At 71.1% G+C, this 17261-nt stretch carries 12 protein-coding genes; 4 read left to right on the plus strand and 8 right to left on the minus strand.

From position 1 onward, the window contains the following. Positions 1–112: 112 nt before the first annotated feature. Positions 113–2416, plus strand: coding sequence for an excinuclease ABC subunit UvrA (locus ABZS69_RS45990; RefSeq protein WP_355384526.1), 2304 nt, complete (start codon positions 113–115; stop codon positions 2414–2416). Positions 2417–2445: 29 nt separating this feature from the next. Here ABZS69_RS45990 and ABZS69_RS45995 read toward each other — a convergent pair whose 3' ends face one another. After that, entirely contained in the window at positions 2446–3315 is an 870-nt protein-coding gene (locus tag ABZS69_RS45995; protein ID WP_355384529.1) for a hypothetical protein, read from the minus strand. Positions 3316–3348: 33 nt separating this feature from the next. Beyond that, the gene (locus tag ABZS69_RS46000) at positions 3349–4242 is read right to left on the minus strand and encodes an LD-carboxypeptidase (RefSeq protein ID WP_355384532.1); all 894 of its coding nucleotides are present in this window, start codon (positions 4240–4242) and stop codon (positions 3349–3351) included. Positions 4243–4300: 58 nt separating this feature from the next. Between ABZS69_RS46000 and ABZS69_RS46005 the strand changes: the two genes are divergently transcribed. Next, entirely contained in the window at positions 4301–5185 is an 885-nt protein-coding gene (locus ABZS69_RS46005) for a sulfotransferase (protein WP_355384535.1), read from the plus strand. Here the strand turns inward: ABZS69_RS46005 and ABZS69_RS46010 are convergent. The 4 genes from ABZS69_RS46010 to ABZS69_RS46025 form a co-directional block, all read right to left on the minus strand. After that, positions 5157–7043 carry an ABC transporter ATP-binding protein gene (locus ABZS69_RS46010; RefSeq protein ID WP_355384538.1) on the minus strand — a complete coding sequence of 629 codons (1887 nt, stop codon included), beginning with the start codon at positions 7041–7043 and terminating at the stop codon, positions 5157–5159. The two genes, ABZS69_RS46005 and ABZS69_RS46010, sit on opposite strands and share 29 nt — an antisense overlap. Positions 7044–7300: 257 nt before the next feature. Next, on the minus strand, positions 7301–8065 hold the full coding sequence (locus ABZS69_RS46015; protein WP_355384541.1) for an enoyl-CoA hydratase/isomerase family protein: 765 nt from the start codon (positions 8063–8065) through the stop codon (positions 7301–7303). A 201-nt stretch (positions 8066–8266) separates the two neighbouring features. Then, entirely contained in the window at positions 8267–8482 is a 216-nt protein-coding gene (locus tag ABZS69_RS46020) for a helix-turn-helix domain-containing protein (protein WP_020547488.1), read from the minus strand. 113 nt (positions 8483–8595) lie between these two features. Beyond that, positions 8596–10194 carry an ABC-F family ATP-binding cassette domain-containing protein gene (locus ABZS69_RS46025; RefSeq protein WP_355384544.1) on the minus strand — a complete coding sequence of 533 codons (1599 nt, stop codon included), beginning with the start codon at positions 10192–10194 and terminating at the stop codon, positions 8596–8598. 212 nt (positions 10195–10406) lie between these two features. Between ABZS69_RS46025 and ABZS69_RS46030 the strand changes: the two genes are divergently transcribed. Continuing rightward, positions 10407–11462 carry a glycerophosphodiester phosphodiesterase gene (locus tag ABZS69_RS46030; RefSeq protein WP_355384547.1) on the plus strand — a complete coding sequence of 352 codons (1056 nt, stop codon included), beginning with the start codon at positions 10407–10409 and terminating at the stop codon, positions 11460–11462. A gap of 52 nt (positions 11463–11514) precedes the next feature. Here the strand turns inward: ABZS69_RS46030 and ABZS69_RS46035 are convergent, their stop codons facing one another. Together ABZS69_RS46035 and ABZS69_RS46040 are read right to left on the minus strand one after the other, a co-directional pair. Further along, the gene (locus ABZS69_RS46035) at positions 11515–12678 is read right to left on the minus strand and encodes a histidinol-phosphate transaminase (RefSeq protein ID WP_355384550.1); all 1164 of its coding nucleotides are present in this window, start codon (positions 12676–12678) and stop codon (positions 11515–11517) included. A gap of 88 nt (positions 12679–12766) precedes the next feature. Continuing rightward, positions 12767–13858: a PP2C family protein-serine/threonine phosphatase gene (locus ABZS69_RS46040; protein WP_355384553.1), complete on the minus strand. Its 1092-nt coding sequence runs from the start codon at positions 13856–13858 to the stop codon at positions 12767–12769. A 292-nt stretch (positions 13859–14150) separates the two neighbouring features. Between ABZS69_RS46040 and ABZS69_RS46045 the strand changes: the two genes are divergently transcribed. Further along, positions 14151–16886 carry a hypothetical protein gene (locus ABZS69_RS46045; protein ID WP_355384556.1) on the plus strand — a complete coding sequence of 912 codons (2736 nt, stop codon included), beginning with the start codon at positions 14151–14153 and terminating at the stop codon, positions 16884–16886. Positions 16887–17261 lie beyond the last annotated feature (375 nt).

Here is a 17261-nt window from a genome sequence, read left to right on the forward strand (position 1 = left end):
TGAACCGTATGGCGTACGGTACGCTGTGCGGAGCCCTGGAAATGTCGGGACGGCCCTGTACGCTGTCCCGGCTTTCCCTTTTTGGCAACAAATCCGAAGTTGGAAGGGTTCCGTGGTTTCCAGCCGCCAGGTCAGCGCCGACCAGCACCGCGATCACACCGCCGCCGACAGCCACGACCTCATCCAGGTCCGCGGCGCGCGCGAGAACAACCTCAAAGGCGTCTCCCTCGACATCCCCAAGCGCCGCCTGACCGTCTTCACCGGGGTGTCCGGCTCCGGCAAGTCCTCGCTCGTCTTCGACACGATCGCCGCCGAGTCGCGCCGGCTGATCGACGAGACGTACGCGACGTTCATCCAGTCGTTCATGCCGAGCCTGTCCCGCCCCGACGTGGACGCGCTGCGCAACCTGAGCGCGGCCATCATCGTCGACCAGGAGCGGATGGGCGCCAACGCCCGCTCCACCGTGGGCACGGCCACCGACGCCCACACCATGCTGCGGATCATGTTCAGCCGCGTCGGCGAGCCCTATGTCGGCGGGGCCGGCGCCTTCAGCTTCAACCTGGCCGAGGGCATGTGCCCCGAGTGCGAGGGGCTGGGCAAGGCGTCCACCCTCGACATCGACGCGCTGGTCGACCGCGAGCTGTCGCTCAACGAAGGGGCGATCAAGGTCCCCGGCTACGCGGTGGACACCTGGCAGTGGCAGGTCATCGCCGGGTCCGGGCTGTTCGACCCGGCCGTCAGGCTGGCGGACTTCACTCCCGAGCAGTGGGAGGACTTCCTGCACAAGCCCGCCACCAAGCTCAAGTACGGCTCCAGCAACTTCACCTACGAGGGCCTGGCGAGCAAGGTCAGGCGCAGCCTGCTGGGCAAGGACCGCGAGTCGATGCAGCCCTCGGCGCGGGCGTTCGCGGACCGGGCGCTCAAGCTCACCCTCTGCCAGTCCTGCGGCGGCTCCCGGCTGAACGAGGCCGCCCGATCGGCCCGGATCGCCGGCCGCAACATCGCCGAGTGCGCCGCCATGCAGATCAACGACCTGGCCGACTTCGTCCGCGGCGTCGACAACCCCGCCGTCGGCCCCGTGCTGGACGGGCTGCGCTCGACGCTCGAATCCCTCGTCGAGATCGGCCTCGGCTACCTGAGCCTCGACCGCGAGTCGTCCACGCTGTCCGGCGGCGAGGCCCAGCGGGTCAAGATGGTGCGCCACCTCAACTCCAGCCTCACCGACGTCACGTACGTCTTCGACGAGCCCACGGCCGGGCTGCACCCGCACGACATCCAGCGCATGAACAACCTGCTGATCCAGCTCCGCGACAAGGGCAACACGGTGCTCGTCGTCGAGCACAAGCCGGAGACGATCGCCATCGCCGACCACGTGGTGGACCTCGGCCCCGGCGCGGGCACGGCGGGCGGGAGCCTGTGCTACGACGGCGACCTCGACGGGCTGCGCACCTCCGGCACGCTGACCGGCCGCTACCTCGACCACCGGGTGCGGCTGCGCGAGGACGTCCGCAAGCCGACCGGCTTCCTGCCCGTCGCGGGCGCCACGCTGCACAACCTCAAGGACGTCAGCGTGGAGATCCCGCTCGGCGTGCTGACCGTGGTCACCGGCGTGGCCGGGTCGGGCAAGAGCTCCCTCATCCACGGGTACGTCGCCGGCGGCGACGGCGTGGTCGTGGCCGACCAGTCGCCGATCCGCGGCTCGCGCCGCAGCAACCCGGCCACCTACACCGGGCTGCTCGACCCGATCCGCACCGCGTTCGCCAAGGCCAACGGGGTCAAGCCCGGCCTGTTCAGCGCCAACTCCGAGGGCGCCTGCCCGGCCTGCAAGGGCATCGGCCTGATCTACACCGACCTGGCCATGATGGCCGGCGTGGCCTCGGTGTGCGAGAAGTGCGAGGGCCGGCGGTTCACGCAGGAGGTGCTGACGTACACGCTGCGCGGCAGGAACATCGGCGAGGTGCTCGACATGCCGGTGGCCGAGGCCCGCGACTTCCTGACCGAGCGGCAGGCCCGCACGATCCTCGACCGGCTGGTGGCCGTCGGGCTCGGCTACGTGGGCCTGGGCCAGCCGCTCACCACGCTGTCGGGCGGCGAGCGGCAGCGGCTCAAGCTGGCCATCAACATGGCCAAGAACGGCACCACGTACGTGCTGGACGAGCCCACCACGGGCCTGCACCTGGCGGACGTGGACCAGCTCCTGGGCCTGCTCGACCGCCTGGTGGAGGACGGCAACACGGTCATCGTGATCGAGCACCACCAGGCCGTGATGGCGCACGCCGACTGGATCATCGACCTGGGCCCGGGGGCCGGTCACGACGGCGGTCAGATCGTCTTCTCCGGCACCCCCGGCGAGCTGGTCGCCGACGGCACCTCGCTCACCGCGATCCACCTGCGGGACTACGTCTCCAGGCCGTGACCGCGTCCGCTCCTGGCGCCCGCCGGCCCTCAGACGGCCAGGCGGGCCAGGACGCGGGCGAACTCCGGCGGCGGCGCCACCACGAGCCTCGTCTGCCCCTGCTGGGAGACGATGTCGGCCCTGATGTGCGTCAGCCGCCCCTCGTTCCACCAGTACACCTGCGAGCTGAGCCCGTCCGTGCGCGCGGCGTGCACGCGCAGCCGCTCGATGGCGCGTACGACGCCGATCCCGTCCACCGGGTGCACGATCAGCGTGTACGGGTCGGGCAGCACCACGAGCACCCCGTCGGAGGGCACGGGGAGGTACTCGCCCAGCCACCGAAGGTGCGTGGCGGCCGCCGGGGTCATGGCGGTCAGCCGCGTCACCGGCGTGCCGGACAGCAGGATGCTCTCCACCTCCAGCCGCGCCTCGCGGCGGACGTTGGCGACGGCCAGGTCGAGCGCCTTCGCGGTGGCCACGGGCCAGCAGCCGGCCTGCTCGGGCCGCACGGGGCGGGAGCCGGCGAACAGCAGCTCCACCAGGTCGGCGTTGAGGTGGCGGCCGACCACGCGGGTCAGGTCGGGCACCGCGTCCACGGCGTCCACGCGGGTCCGCAGCAGCGGCCGGGCCTGCTCCAGGTCGCACACGTCCAGCCGCTCGCCGGCGGTGGCCACGGCGTGCGCGAGGTGCTCGGAGACCAGCATGGGCCAGTCCTCCCTGGCCCGGCGGCCCGCCTCGCGGCGCAGCCCGGTGAGCCTGACGACCAGCTCCATGTCGCCCCTGAGGGTCACGGAGCCGCCGTCCCGGGCGAACTCGAAGGAGTATCCGAGGGATTCCGCGACGAGCGAGAGCAGGGAGTCGAGATCGACGTCCTCAACCGGCCGGCGCGAGGGCCGGCGGTCCCGCTTGAACAAGCTCACGCGCCGTGTCCCCTTCTGTCGGATTCGTCCCTCCTACCTTGCCTGTCCCTCATCACTGACGATGCCCGCTAGCGAGCACGATTCGGTATCGATAACCCCAAGTCTCCCCAGCCACACGCTCATCTGGGGCGACCCGTGGCCCACCGGAAGCCCCGCCAGTACGGGCACCCCGAGCCTCCCGAGCCGGTCCTCGAGCACCGCGTACGGGTCGCCGCAGTCGACCCACGAGCCGAGCGCGATCCCGAGCACCCCGTCGAACACCCCCGCCTGCAGGAGCTGGGTGAGCATGCGGTCGATCCGGTACGGCTCCTCCCCGATGTCCTCCAGGAACGCGATCCTGCCCGCGAACGACGGCTGCCACCGGGTGCCGCACATCGAGGCCAGCAGCGACAGGTTGCCCCCGGCGAGCACGCCCTCGGCCCGCCCCGGCACCAGCACCCGGTCGCCCTGGACGGGCTGGGGCGCCCCGAACAGCGCCGCCTGCAGGCTCTCCCACGTGCGCGGCTCGGGCCGCTTCTCGTCGGCCAGCAGGTCGCAGGCCGGCATCGGCCCGTGCAGCGTGGGCACGCCCAGCTCGATGGCGAACGCGTTGTGCAGCGCCGTGATGTCGCTCGAGCCCAGCAGCACCTTGGGGCCGGCCATCCGCATGGCGTTCCAGTCGAGCAGGTCGAGGAGCCGGCCGGCGCCGTACCCGCCCCGGCAGCAGAACACCCCAGAGACGCCCGGGTCGCACCAGGCCGACTGCAGGTCGGCGGCCCGGGCGGCGTCGCTGCCCGCCAGGTAGTCGAGCGGCTGGCGGTCGAGCGCGTGCGCGCCCACCAGCACCTTCAGCCCGAGGCCCTCCAGTCGTTCCACGCCCCTTCTGAGCAGCACCGCGTTCGGGGGCCCCGACGGCGAGACGACCGCGACGGTGTCACCGGGTCGCATGGATCAACTCCTCGATTGGCTCGTACACGTGGCAAACGGTGTCACACTTACCTCTCGTATGCGACTTCCGCCCCACATCCTCGTGGTCAACGGCATCAAGGTCCGCCGGCCGGTCTTCCTGATCGGAGCGCCGCATTCCGGTACGGACCTGCTGGCCCGCGCCCTGAAACGATCTCCCGGCTTCCACGTGACGATGGGCCGCGCGAGCGTGGCGCACGTGGTGTACGCCTTCGCCCGCAAGCCGTCCATCGGGCAGACCTCCGGCGCCGTACGCGTCATGCGCGACGCGCTCGCCGAGTCGTGGCAGGTGCTGCCGAGGTCGTGCGGCCAGTGCGCCGAGTCGTGCCGCGAGGCGGGCGGAGTCACAGGGACCGGTCCCTGCGTGGCGGCCGGCGACATCACCAGGTTCGGCGACGGCAGCCCCGATCTGCTCTACAGCGCCTCCGTGCTGCTCCAGGCGTTCCCCGACGCGCGGTTCGTGCAGCTCATCCGCGACGGCAGGGACGTGGTGGCCGGCATGCTCGACGATCCCGCGTGCCTGGCCTGGTTCAAGCCGGCCATGCTGTCGGAGCAGACCGAGTTCCCCAATGCGTTCCTCGGCGTCAACAAGGACGAGCACCTCGAACGGTGGAAGGGCATGCCGGCGGCGGGCAAGAGCGCCCTGCGCTGGCGCAGCGCCGTGCGCATGAGCGCCGAGCTGCGCAGGACGCTCCCCGAGGAGCAGCTTTTGACGCTGCGCTACGAGGATCTGCTGGCCAAGCCGGCGCCCTCGGTCGCCACGCTCGCGGAGTTCCTCGAGACGCGGGTGTCGAAGGTCGTCCTGTACGACACCGGTGTCCCCAAGGTCGGCGTCTGGCGCGCCAAGCTCAGGGGGCCCGACCTGGAGCTGGTGGAGAAGGTGGCCAGGGAGGAGCTCAATCGCCTGGGCTACCTGAAGAAGTGAACTGGGTGCGGTAGAGCTCCGCGTAGAGCCCGCCGCGGGCCAGCAGCTCCTCGTGCCGCCCGCGCTCGGCGATGCGGCCCTCGTGGATCACCAGGATCTCGTCGGCCTCCCTGATCGTCGAGAGCCGGTGCGCGATCACCAGCGAGGTGCGGCCCTCCAGCGCCCTCTTCAGCGCCACCTGCACCGCCGCCTCGGACTCGGAGTCGAGGTGGGCGGTGGCCTCGTCGAGCACGACCACGCGCGGCGCCTTGAGCAGCAGCCGGGCCAGCGCGAGACGCTGCTTCTCGCCGCCCGACAGCCGGTAGCCGCGGTCGCCCACGACGGTGTCGAGCTGCTCGGGCAGGCCCTCCACGAGGTCGCCGATCTGCGCGGCCCTGAGAGCCTCCCAGATCTCCTCGTCGCTGGCCTCCGGCCTGGCATAGCGGAGGTTGGCCCCGATCGTGTCATGGAAGAGATGAGCGTCCTGCATGACCACTCCGACGGTGTCGCGCAGGGAGCCGAGGGTGGCGTCGCGCACGTCGAGCCCGTTGACGCGGACCGCGCCCTCGTTGACGTCGTACAGGCGGGACACCAGTGACGTGATGGTCGTCTTGCCCGCGCCCGAGTGGCCGACGAGGGCGACCAGCCGGCCCGGCGCGGCCGTGAACGAGATGCCCTTGAGCACGGGGTAGGAGGGGCCGGTGTCCTGCCTGGCGACCGACTCCAGCGAGGCCAGCGAGACCTCCTCGGCGGCCGGGTAGCGGAAGCGCACGTCGTCGAACTCGATCGTCACCGGCCCGTCGGGGACCGGCTCGGCGCCGGGCCGCTCGGCCACCATGGGCTTGAGGTCGAGGATCTCGAAGACGCGGTCGAAGCTCACGAGCGCGGTCATCACGTCGACGTGCACGTTCGACAGGGATGTGAGGGGGCCGTACAGGCGCATGAGGAGGGCCGTCAGCGCGACCAGCGTGCCCAGCTCGAACACGCCGGACACCGCCATGACGCCGCCGATGCCGTACACCAGGGCGGTGGCCAGCGCGGCGACCAGCCCGAGCGCGACCCTGAAGACGGTGCCGTACATGCCGACCGTCACGCCCACGTCGCGCACCCGGGCGGCGCGGCGGCCGAACACCTCCGCGTCGTCCTCCGGGCGGCCGTAGAGCTTGGCCACCATGGCGCCCGCCACGTTGAACCGCTCGGTGGTCACGGAGCTCATCTCGGCGTCGAGCTGCATCTGCTCGCGGGTCAGCGCCGACATGCGCCGCCCGACGAACTTGGCGGGCACGACGAAGATCGGCAGCAGCACCAGCGCGACCAGCGTCACCTGCCACGACAGCGCCAGCATCGCGCCCAGCACCAGGACCAGGCTGACCACGTTGGAGACCACGGACGACAGCGTGCTCGTCAGCGCCCGCTGCGCGCCGATCACGTCGGTGTTGAGCCTGCTGACCAGCGCGCCGGTCTGGGCCCGCATGAAGAACGCCACCGGCATGCGCTGCACGTGGTCGAACACCTCGGTGCGCAGGTCGTAGATCAGCCCTTCGCCGATGCGCGCGGAGAACCACCGCTGCACCAGCGTCAGCCCGGCGTCGACCAGCGCCAGCGCGGCGATCGTCACGGCCAGCCCGACCACGACGCCCGGCCGCTTGGCCAGGATGCCGTCGTCGATGATCGCCTTCATCAGCAGCGGGTTGGCGATCACGATGACCGCGCCCGCCACGACGAGCAGCAGGAACGCGGCAATGTGCGTCCTGTGGGGCTTGGCGTAGTGCGCGATGCGGCGCACGGTGCCGGGCCGCAGCCGCTGCTTGGTCACCGAGCCGTCGCGCCGCAGGGACGCCATCACAGTGGGGCCGAAGCCCCCTCCCATCATCGCCATACGGGGGATCCCTCCTCCTTCACGGGAGAGAGCACCGCCACCGCGCCCGGCGATTCCCCTGTCCGCTCACCGCGAAACCCCCACGGGCACCGCCGCCCTTCCCAACCTACTGCCCACCCGCGCCACCTCGGGAAACGGGCACGACCAAGCCCACGTGGCATCGGTGGCCGGGCACCCGGGGGACCCACCGCCCGAGGCGGGCCAGCGAAGGTTCCGCGCCCCCGAAGCGCGGATGTGACGGCGGCCGTTCGACGGGCTCAGGTGAAGAGGGTCTTGATGCGAGCCGCCTGTTCGAGCCGCTCGGCCGCACACTGCTCCTCCAGGGAGCGGCCCTGCGCCCCCTGGAGGAGTCGCTTCGTCGCGATCGCCGCGTCCCGGTTGACGGCCAGCAGCTGCGCGACCTTGTCTCGTACGGCTTGATCCAGGTCGCCCCGGGCGACCACTTTCTCCGCGAGGCCGATGCGCATGGCCTCGTCCGCGTGCACGGTCCTGGCGGTCAGGCAGAGGTCGATCGCCTTGGCCAGGCCCACCAGCTCGACCAGGGGCTTGGTCCCCGTCAGGTCGGGCACCAGACCCAGTGCGGGCTCTTTCATGCAGAAGGAAACATCATCGGCCACGATCCGCAGATCGCAGGAGAGCGCGAGTTGGAACCCCGCACCAATCGCGTGCCCCTGCACTGCGGCGATGGAAACGATCTCCGGGCGGCGCAGCCACAGGAACCCCGCCTGTGCCTGCCTCATGCGCTGCTCGAAGGTTACGTCGTCGCTCCTGGCCGCCGAGCTGAACGAGCCCTGTCCGGGCACCCCCTCAGGTGTGAACATTCGCAGGTCGATCCCTGCTGAGAAGGACGGTCCCTCACCTTTCACGACGACTACGCGCACCTGCTCGGGCAGGCTCTCGCCGATCCGAGCCAGCGCCGACCATGTCGCGAACGTCTGCGCGTTCCGCTTTTCCGGCCGGTCCAGCGTGATCGTCGCTATCTCACCGTCCACCTCGATGCGAACTCCGTGCTCCGTTGTCACGGAGACCTCGTCCGCGTTCCCCCCGCGCTGTCGCGCCTGCGCTCCCGCCATCGCCCGCTCCCTCCAGTCCTGGTCGCGCGAGGAGTGCGCGCCCAGTGTGCTGACCGTCGCGCCCGAGCCTACAGAACATCGTTCTGGCCCGGGCGCGACGGTATGGCTGACTAGGGACGGGCGGCTGCGGTCGCACGTTCCGAGGCGGCCTCAGCGCTTGGACTTGCCTCGGGTCGCCCCGCCGCGCCCACGCAGAGTCACGCCGGACTCGCTCAGGATGCGGTGGATGAACCCGTAAGACCGACCGGTCGAAGCGGCCAGGGCGCGGATGCTCTCACCCGCGGCGTAGCGCTTCTTGAGATCGCCGGCCAGTTTTTCCCGGTCGGCCCCGGTGACCCGGGTGCCCTTCTTCAGTGTCTCGGCCACGAGTACCTCCTGTAGTGCCGGACTTCCGCAGCGTTACTCCGCCATGATCAGTCATTTCAGCGGGATCGGCTACCTACTCCACGGGAAAAGATCCGTACCCACTCAAATTAAGATCAGGCAAGTGCCACAAGATCGGAAAATTCGTCGCTCCATGCGTCTTCAGTTCCGTCCGGTAGCAAGATCACCCTATCCGGTGACAGGGCGTCAACGGCACCCTCGTCATGTGTGACTAGGACGATTGCTCCTGAATAGGACCTCAGCGCATTGAGAACCTGCTCGCGGCTGACCGGATCGAGGTTGTTCGTGGGCTCGTCGAGAAGGAGGACATTGGCGCTCGACAGCACCAGGATCGCCAGTGCCAGCCGGGTCTTCTCGCCGCCGGACAGCACCCCGGCGGGCTTGTCGACGTCGTCGCCGGTGAACAGGAACGAGCCGAGCACCTTGCGCAGCTCGGTGTCGGTGAACTGGCCTCCTGCCGACTGCATGTTCTCCAGCAGGGTGCGGCCGGGGTCGAGGGTCTCGTGCTCCTGGGCGTAGTAGCCGATCTTGAGGCCGTGGCCGGGCCGGATCTCGCCCGTGTCGGGAGTCTCGATGTTGCCGAGAATCCGCAGCAGCGTGGTCTTGCCGGCGCCGTTCAGGCCGAGGATGACGACCCTGTGACCACGGTCGATGGCCACGCTGACGTCGGTGAAGACCTCCAGTGAGCCGTACGACTTGGACAGCCCCGCGGCCGTGAGCGGGGTGCGCCCGCACGGCTGCGGCTCGGGGAAGCGCAGCCGCGCCACTTTGTCGCCTTTGCGCTCTTCCTCGGTGCCCGACAGCAACCGGTGCGCACGCCGCATCATGTCCTGGGCGGCCTTGGCCTTGGTGGCCTTGGCGCGCATCTTGTCGGCCTGCGCGAGCAGCGCACCTGCTTGTTTCTCGGCGTTGGCGCGCTCGCGCTTCCTGCGCTTCTCGTCGGTCTCGCGCTGGGCGAGGTAGGCCTTCCAGCCGACGTTGTAGTGATCGATCACCGAGCGGTTGGCGTCCAGGTGCAGGACCTTGTTGACCGTCGCTTCAAGAAGACCCACGTCGTGGCTGATGATCACCAAGCCGCCTTGATGCGAACGCAAAAAATCACGAAGCCACCCGATTGAGTCGGCATCTAGGTGGTTTGTCGGCTCGTCAAGAAGGAGAGTTTCCGCTCCGCTGAAAAGAATTCGCGCCAATTCCACGCGCCGGCGCTGACCGCCGGAAAGCGTTTGCAACGGCTGTGAGAGCACGCGATCGGGCAGTCCGAGGCTGGAGGCGATGGACGCCGCCTCCGATTCGGCCGCGTATCCGCCCAGGACGTGCATCTGGTCCTCGAGCCTGCCGTACTTCCTGACGGCCTTCTCGCGGGTGCGGTCGTCGGCGGAGGACATGCCGAGCTCCGCCTGGCGCAGCTCGCGCAGGACCTCGTCGAGGCCCCGCGCGGACAGGATGCGGTCGCGGGCGAGCACCTGCAGGTCGCCGGTACGCGGGTCCTGGGGGAGGTAGCCGACGCTGCCGGAGGTGGTGACGGCGCCGGAGGCGGGCAGCCCCTCGCCCGCCAGCACCTTCGTGAGGGTCGTCTTGCCGGCGCCGTTGCGCCCGACGAGCCCGATCTTGTCGCCCGGGTTGACCCGGAACGAGGCTTTTTCAATCAGCAGCCGCGCGCCTGCGCGCAGCTCTATGTCACTGGCGATGATCATGTTGGCGGAACACTCCCGAGCTAGGAAACGGAGGATTGGGCGTGCGACGCCAGATCAATCGGGAGTATGCATACGGATCAGTGTAGGCTGTTCGGACCCACGCGTCGGCAGCTTGGCCCCCACCACGGGCGCGGCGCCTGATCGCGAAGGCTTCCTCCCGCGCTCATCTCGCGTACGCCCTGCCGTCCTCCTCGTGCCAGATCTTGTCGCGTGTGAATACGAAAAGATGGCTCGCGGTCCTGGCGTCGGCGGCGGTGGCGGTCACAGTGGTGGCCGCGCCCGAGGCGGCGGTCGCCGACGGGCGGCGCGCGTTCGACCTTCAGGCACACCGGGGCGGGCTCGGGCTCGTGGTGGAGAGCACCCTGCCCGCGTTCGCGAACGCCCTGGAGCTCGGCGTCACCACGCTGGAGCTCGACGTGCAGATCACCGAGGACGGCCAGGCGGTCGTCACGCACGACAGGCGGATCAGCGACAGGAAGTGCCGCGACACGGCGCCCGTGACGCCCGGCGACCCCGAGTTCCCCTACGTCGGCAAGTACATCAACACACTCACCCTCCAGCAGGTCCGGACCATGGACTGCGGGTCGCAGCCGCTGGCCGAGTTCCCGGGGCAGCGGGCGGTGCCCGGGGAGCGCATGGCGACGCTGCGCGAGGTGTTCGACCTGGTGCGCCGCTACCGGGCGTGGGGCGTCAAGCTCAACGTCGAGACCAAGGTGGAGGCCGGGGCGCCGAGCGAGACCGCGCCCAGGGAGCAGTTCGCGCAGGTGACGCTGCAGGAGATCCGGCGGGCCGGGATGCTGCGTCAGGTCACCATCCAGAGCTTCGACTGGGGCGCCCTGATGCGGATGCGTGAGCTGGAGCCGCGGCTGCCGCTCGTCGCGCTCACCAACCGCGACTTCCTGCAGACCGGCCGGCCGGGCGCCTCGCCCTGGCTGGGCGGCATCGACATCGACGACTTCGGCGGCGACCCGCTCAAGGCGGTCAAGTCGTTCGGGGCGGACGCGTTCTCGCCGGTGCACGGGTTCCCGCAGAACGGTAAGGTCACCGACCCCGGCTACCAGGCGTACGTCACCAAGGACATGGTCGACCAGGCCCACGCCCTCGGCCTCAAGGTCATCCCCTGGACGATCGACGACGCCCCGACGCTGAACAAGCTCATCGACGACGGCGTCGACGGCATCATCACCGACTACCCCGACCGGCTGCGGCAGATCATGGCCGAGCGCGGCTTCAAGCTGCCCAAGCGTTACCGGCTCCACCGGCAGTAGCACGGGCCCGCCCGGACCCCCGTGGAGCGCTTACGGGGGTCCGGGCGGAATCTCAGGCCGACAGCGGGTTGACGTGCCGGTGGTGCACCCCGATGACGGGGATCTCGTGCAGGCTGCCCGAATACAGGAACTGGGTCATGCCGATGAGCAGCCGCCGCACGTCGTCCTGCGGCCGCACGACCAGGCGGATGAACTGGCTCGTCGTGCCCAGCTTGTTGCCGCACTCGCGCACGTACACGCCGTGCTCCGAGAGCAGGTGGTCGCGCAGTCCCACCCCGTCGTACCCGGGCGGCAGCTTGATCAGCAGGAAGTTGCCCTGCGACGCGAACACCGACAGCCCCGGCATGGTGCTGAGCTGCTGGAACATGGCCCGCCTGTCCTGGCCCACCCGCATGAGGCTGTTCTGGTACTCGCCCATGAACTGCCGCATCATGAACACGATGACCTCGGCGAACGAGTTGAGGTTCCATTTGGGCAGCGCGTCGCGCACCCGCCCGGCCAGGGCCGGGTTGGCGACCATGTAGCCGAACCGGATGCCGTGCAGGCCGAAGTTCTTGCCCAGGCTGCGCAGCACGATCACGTTCGGCCGGACCGCCGCCTCCGCCGCCAGCCCCGCGTCCGGCTCGCAGTCCACGAAGTCGCCGAACGACTCGTCCACGATCACCAGGTCGAGGTCGATGAGCTCGTCGAGCAGGCGCAGGACCTCGTGCTTGGGCAGGTAGCCGCCGTCGGGGTTGTTCGGGTTGCAGATCACCGCGACCCGGGAGCCGCGCATGCGGATGAACGAGACATACTCGCTCACGTCCAGGGTGAAGTTGCGGCTCTCCATCAGCGGGAACATGTCCACCCGCTTGCCCGTCTCCAACGGCTGGTCGGTCCAGCGGCCGAAGGTGGGGATGGGCACCGCCAGGCTCTCGCGCACCAGCAGGTGGTCGATCCAGGTGATCAACTCGGTTGATCCGTTGCCCATGGCGACCGTTTTCGGGTGGAGTCCGAGCGTGGCGCAGAGCTCCGCGGTGATCGTGCCCGCGTCGCTCGGATAGAACTTCAGGATCGTCTCCAGGTTTCTTCCCAGGTGCTCGAAGATGTCTGGGGTCGGGAAATACGGATTGCACGGGATGCAGAAGTCAACCGGCGCGCGCTCTCCCGACGAGGCGCGCATCAAAGAAAAGTACGACGGGCTGTGCGCCTGTGCCCGCAAGAGGCTGAGCTCCACGACACCTCCATGGACATGTCCGATGTGTGTAGGTACGCGTGGGTGGGGCGACCGGTTCATGATGTTGTGCGAACCGGCCCTCAGCAGGTCATGACTCCGCGCGCCGCAGCGTGAGGATCGCGATGTCGTCGCGCGCCGCGGCCTCGGTGAACGCGCGGAGGTCTTCGCCGAGCGCCTGGGCGAGCCGTTCCGGGGGGACGGGGGCCCACGCCCGCAGGCGCTCCTCCAGCGGATAGAAGGCGCCGTCGTGCGGGTCGCGGGCCTCGGTGACGCCGTCGGTGCACAGCACCAGCGTCGCGCCGGGCGGGAACGCGAACCGCGCGCCCGTCCGCGGCCCAGGGGCGAGCGCGGCCACGCCGAGCGGCACGGACGGCTCCCCGAGGTTCACCTCCCAGGCCGCGCCGTCGTGGATCAGGTACGGGGCGATGTGCCCGCAGTCGACCGCCTCGACCTCCGGCCGCCGGCCGATGTCCAGGACCAGGGCGGTGACCAGGCGCTCGGGCTCCCCGGTGGTGGCGGCGAAGGTGTTCTGTCTGACCACGGAGTTCTCCATCGCCTCGACGACCCCGGCCAGCGTCTCCTCCCGGTAGGCCGCCTCCCTGAACGACCCCAGCACGGCCAGCGCGGTCCCGATGGCGGACAGCCCCTTGCCCTGCACGTCGGCGATGAGCACCCGGGTGCCGTACTGGGAGACGGCGACCTCGTACATGTCGCCGCCCACCATCGTGTCCTCCTCCACCGGCTGGTAGAGGCCGTCGATGACGACGTCGGTGGTGCGCAGCGGCAGCGGGCGCACGATCAGCCGCTGCAGGGCGGCCGCCGCCGAGCGCAGCCGGTGCACCTCCTCCTCGCGCCGCACCCGGTAGGCGCAGCCGAGCACGCTCAGCGCGCCGAACACGGCCGTGAACCCGCCCGCCAGGAGGTTGTCGTCCAGCTCGCCGCCCAGGTACGTGGTGATCCCCGCGGCCGCCAGGACCACCCACACCGACGCGAAGATCGTCTGCCGCACGGTCCCCAGCCCGGCCACGATCGCCGGGAGGAAGATCAGCAGCGGGAACAGCCGCACCGCCGTGCCCGTGAGGAGGTCGAGCGCGGCCACCACCGTGGTGATGACGACGAGCCCGGCGACGAACACCGGTGTCGAGAGATTCGGCCCTTCGCGCCGCCCGCCATCCGTCACGTGTCCTTCATCCCCCGTCATGGAACGGCGTAACGATGGCTTTCTCGAACGACCGGAAGAAATCGTGAAATAGACCCATCCGATGGCCCTGTGCAGGGAAGACGTGGGGATTAAAAGCGGAGGTAAACGACTCGGCACCTTATGACGGGATCTGCTGGTGCCGGTGGTCGATTGGTTACGGCCCGCTCATTGATTTCTCATCGGCGGTTTCATTGACAAGTAAAGATGATCTTGTAAATATCTTGAGTTGAGACGTGCCGGGTGTCGACTCCGCGCGAGAAGGGGTGGCCCTGTGAGCGAGCAGGACTGGACTTTGCTGCCGGCCGTGGCCGTCCGGAGCGCGGGCTTTCCCTGGGAGCTCGTCCGCTCCCTGGCCTACCCGCGGGCCGCCGCGGCGGCTGCCGAGGTCGTCCGCCTGGAACGGCAGGCGCTCGCCCTGCTCGCCGACGCCCCGTCCCGCGCCACCCCGGCAATGGCCCCCCGCCCGGACCGCAGCGCCGCAGGCGGGGACCCCCGTCCCACGGGTGGGACGGGAAGCGGGCGGCTGCCGCGTGGCCTGCGCAGCCGCCTGCGCGACCTGCGTCCCCTCCCGGACGACACGCCCGCGCCCGCCGGCTGGCTCGCGGCCTGGAACGAGGTGACCGGCCCGCTGGAGGAGGCCCGGCTCGCCCTGGCGGGCACGACGTCCGCCGACGCGGCGCTCGCCCGGTCGGCCGCGGCCGAGATCGCCGCCGACGAGCGTTTCCTGGACGCCCTCGTGCGTTCCGCGCCCGGCCTCTACCGCGACCTGCGGCGCGGCACCGCCAAGGGCGGCCGGCTGCGGCGCCTGGTCGGCTCGGTCCTGCAGGAGCTCTGCGCCACGTGCCGCCTCGGGCCGCTCGACCACGGCCGCGTCGAGCTCGCGCCGGTCAGCGGCCACACGTGGTCAGGACATCGGGCGCGCCCGCGGCGGGTCGCGTACCCGGCCGACTGGGTGAGCGAGTCGCTCCAGCAGCGCGTCCTGGCCGACCCCACGCTCGTGGCGGGGCTGGTGCCGCGCCGCAGGACGTGGGTGGGCGCCATGCCGGACGCCATGGCCGACGCGGAGGCGCTCGTCGCGCTGTGCGACGGGCGCCGGACGCTGGCCGAGATCGCCGCGGAGTCGGGGACGGAGCTGGAGCAGGCCGCCGCGGCGCTGGCGGTGGCGGTGCGCCGCGGGCTGCTGACCCACGACCTCTGCCCGCCGGCCACGGTCGCCGACCCGCTGTCCTGGCTCCGCGAACGCCTCCCCACCGAGACCCCCCGCCAGAACGCCCCCCGCCCGGATGCCCACGGCCCGGATGCCCCTCGCCTTGACGCCCACGGCTCAGAAGCCCGCCGCCCGGACGCCCACGGTCCTGACGCTTGCCGTCCAGACGTTCACGGCGCAGGCGCGCACGGTCCGGATGCCCACGACTCAGACACCCAGGGTCCGGATGCTCACGGTCCGGACGTCCCCCGCCTGGATGCTCCTCGCACAGGTGGTGACCTGTCGGTGGGCAGGCGCGTACGGGAGATCACCGAACTGCTCGCCCAGTATCCAGCCGCTTCTCCCGACGTGAAGCTGGCCCTGCAGCGGCGGATCGAGACGCTGGCCGGCAGCGGGCGCCAGGACGGGCGGGCGCACGACGACCGGCCCCGCGATGACCGCGTCACCGTGCACGAGGCCGCCGCGGGCACGCTCCGGGTGACCGTCGGCGAGGGGCTGGCGGCCGACCTGGAAAGCCGCGTGCCCCGGGTGCTCGACCTGCTCGCCGCCGACGCCGAGCTGACCAGGCAGCGCACCAACCGGCTGCTCGCCGGGCGGCTCGGCGCGGGCACGTTCGGGCTGGCCGAGGTGCTGGGGGCCACCGACGACCTGGAGATCCGGTACGGTGACCGCCTCGCGCAGCGGATCGCCGCCATCGTGCGCGCCGCGCCGCCCGGCACCGCCACCGTGGACCTCGCGGACCTGCTGGACGACCCGCTTCCGCCGGCCGCGCCCGTGCTCTGCTCGGCCGACGTCATGGTGGCCGCGCCGTCGCTGGAGGCGTACGAGCCCGGGCTGACCCCGCTGGTCCTCGGAGACCTGCACGACGTCGCGCTGCTCACGCCGTGGGCCCTGCGGCTCCACCCCGACGGCGGCGCGCTCCTCGCCGAGCGGGACGCGGCGATCGTACGGGCGCTCGGCGGCCACACCGCGCTCAACGTCATCTCGCGCCGCTCGGCCGGCGGGCCGCCGCTGGAGTTCCCCGGTCCGGTGCTGGAGCTGGGTGGCGTGACGGCCGACGGCGGGCGGCGGCGGATCGGGCTCGACGAGCTGTACGTGCACAGCGACGGGCGCCGCGCCGTCCTGCGGGCCACGGGGGTGGACGGGCCGCTGCTGCTCCACAACGGCGAGCACGACGACACGGCGCTGCACACGGCGCTCGCCCTGCCCAGGGTGCGGCGGCCGGACCTGCGGCACCTCTCCCGGGTGCCCCGGCTGACCTGGGACAACGTGGTCATCTCGCGGCGCGCCTGGCGCGTGGGGCGGGCGTCGTTCGAGGCGCTCGGTCAGGCCACCGGGGATCGCGAGCTGCTGGTCGCGATGGCGCGGTTGCGGGAGACGCACGACCTGCCCGTGACGTTCTTCGCCGCGTCCCCCCGCGAACGCCGGCCGATCCACGTGGACACCCGCGCGCCCGCGCTCGTCGAGGGGCTGGCCCGTCTGGCGGCCACGGCCGAGCGGCTCACGCTGACCGAGACACTGCCGGGGCCGGAGGAGTGCTGGCTGCGCGACGGCGGGCTGAGGTTCGCCGCCGAGCTCCGCTGCGTCTACGTGCGCCCGGCCGGCAGCGGCCCGGTGCCCCGGCCGAAACCGGAGACGGCGGACACCTGCTCCCCGGCGCCGGTCCCGCGCTCGCGGGCGGTCGTCCGGTATCCGGGGCCGGCCGACGTGCGCGCCGACGCGTGCTCGCGGACGGCCGACCCGGTGTCGCCGCGCGCGCGGGCGGCGCACCCGTACCCGTGGCAGGGGGAATGCCGCTGATGGAACCGCTCGTCGCACTTCTTGAACGGGCCGCGGCTGCTGTCCTGGAGTGCGGGGCTCGTGGCCGGGCACGGTGCGGTCCTGTGGTGGGTGTTCGAGCCGGGCGGGGGCCGGTTCCGGGAGTGGTCGCCGGGGTGGGTGATCCGCCCCATACGTCGAGACCGGGAGGAGGTCCTGGGGGCGGCCGATGACGCCGGGCCCGTTGAGGGGGCGCGGTTGCGGGACGCCTCGGACACCTGGCCGGGGAAGAGGGTGTGCCGGGTGGCCGGGGCGTGCTGCCGGCGCGCGGGCCGTGGCCCGGAGCACGGAGAGGGGCGCGGAGAGGGAGCGGATAAGCCGGGACGGAGCGGATATAGCCGGGAGGGAACGCCCGGA

The organism is Nonomuraea sp. NPDC005650, assembly GCF_040605375.1.
Taxonomy (GTDB): domain Bacteria; phylum Actinomycetota; class Actinomycetes; order Streptosporangiales; family Streptosporangiaceae; genus Nonomuraea.

Excerpts from the sequence above, each read along its gene's own strand:
- ABZS69_RS46005 (WP_355384535.1), top strand. The coding sequence starts at position 4,301 with ATGCGACTTCCGCCCCACATCCTCGTGGTCAACGGCATCAAGGTCCGC.
- ABZS69_RS46000 (WP_355384532.1), bottom strand. The coding sequence starts at position 4,242 with ATGCGACCCGGTGACACCGTCGCGGTCGTCTCGCCGTCGGGGCCCCCG.
- ABZS69_RS46025 (WP_355384544.1), bottom strand. The coding sequence starts at position 10,194 with ATGATCATCGCCAGTGACATAGAGCTGCGCGCAGGCGCGCGGCTGCTG.
- ABZS69_RS46010 (WP_355384538.1), bottom strand. The coding sequence starts at position 7,043 with ATGGCGATGATGGGAGGGGGCTTCGGCCCCACTGTGATGGCGTCCCTG.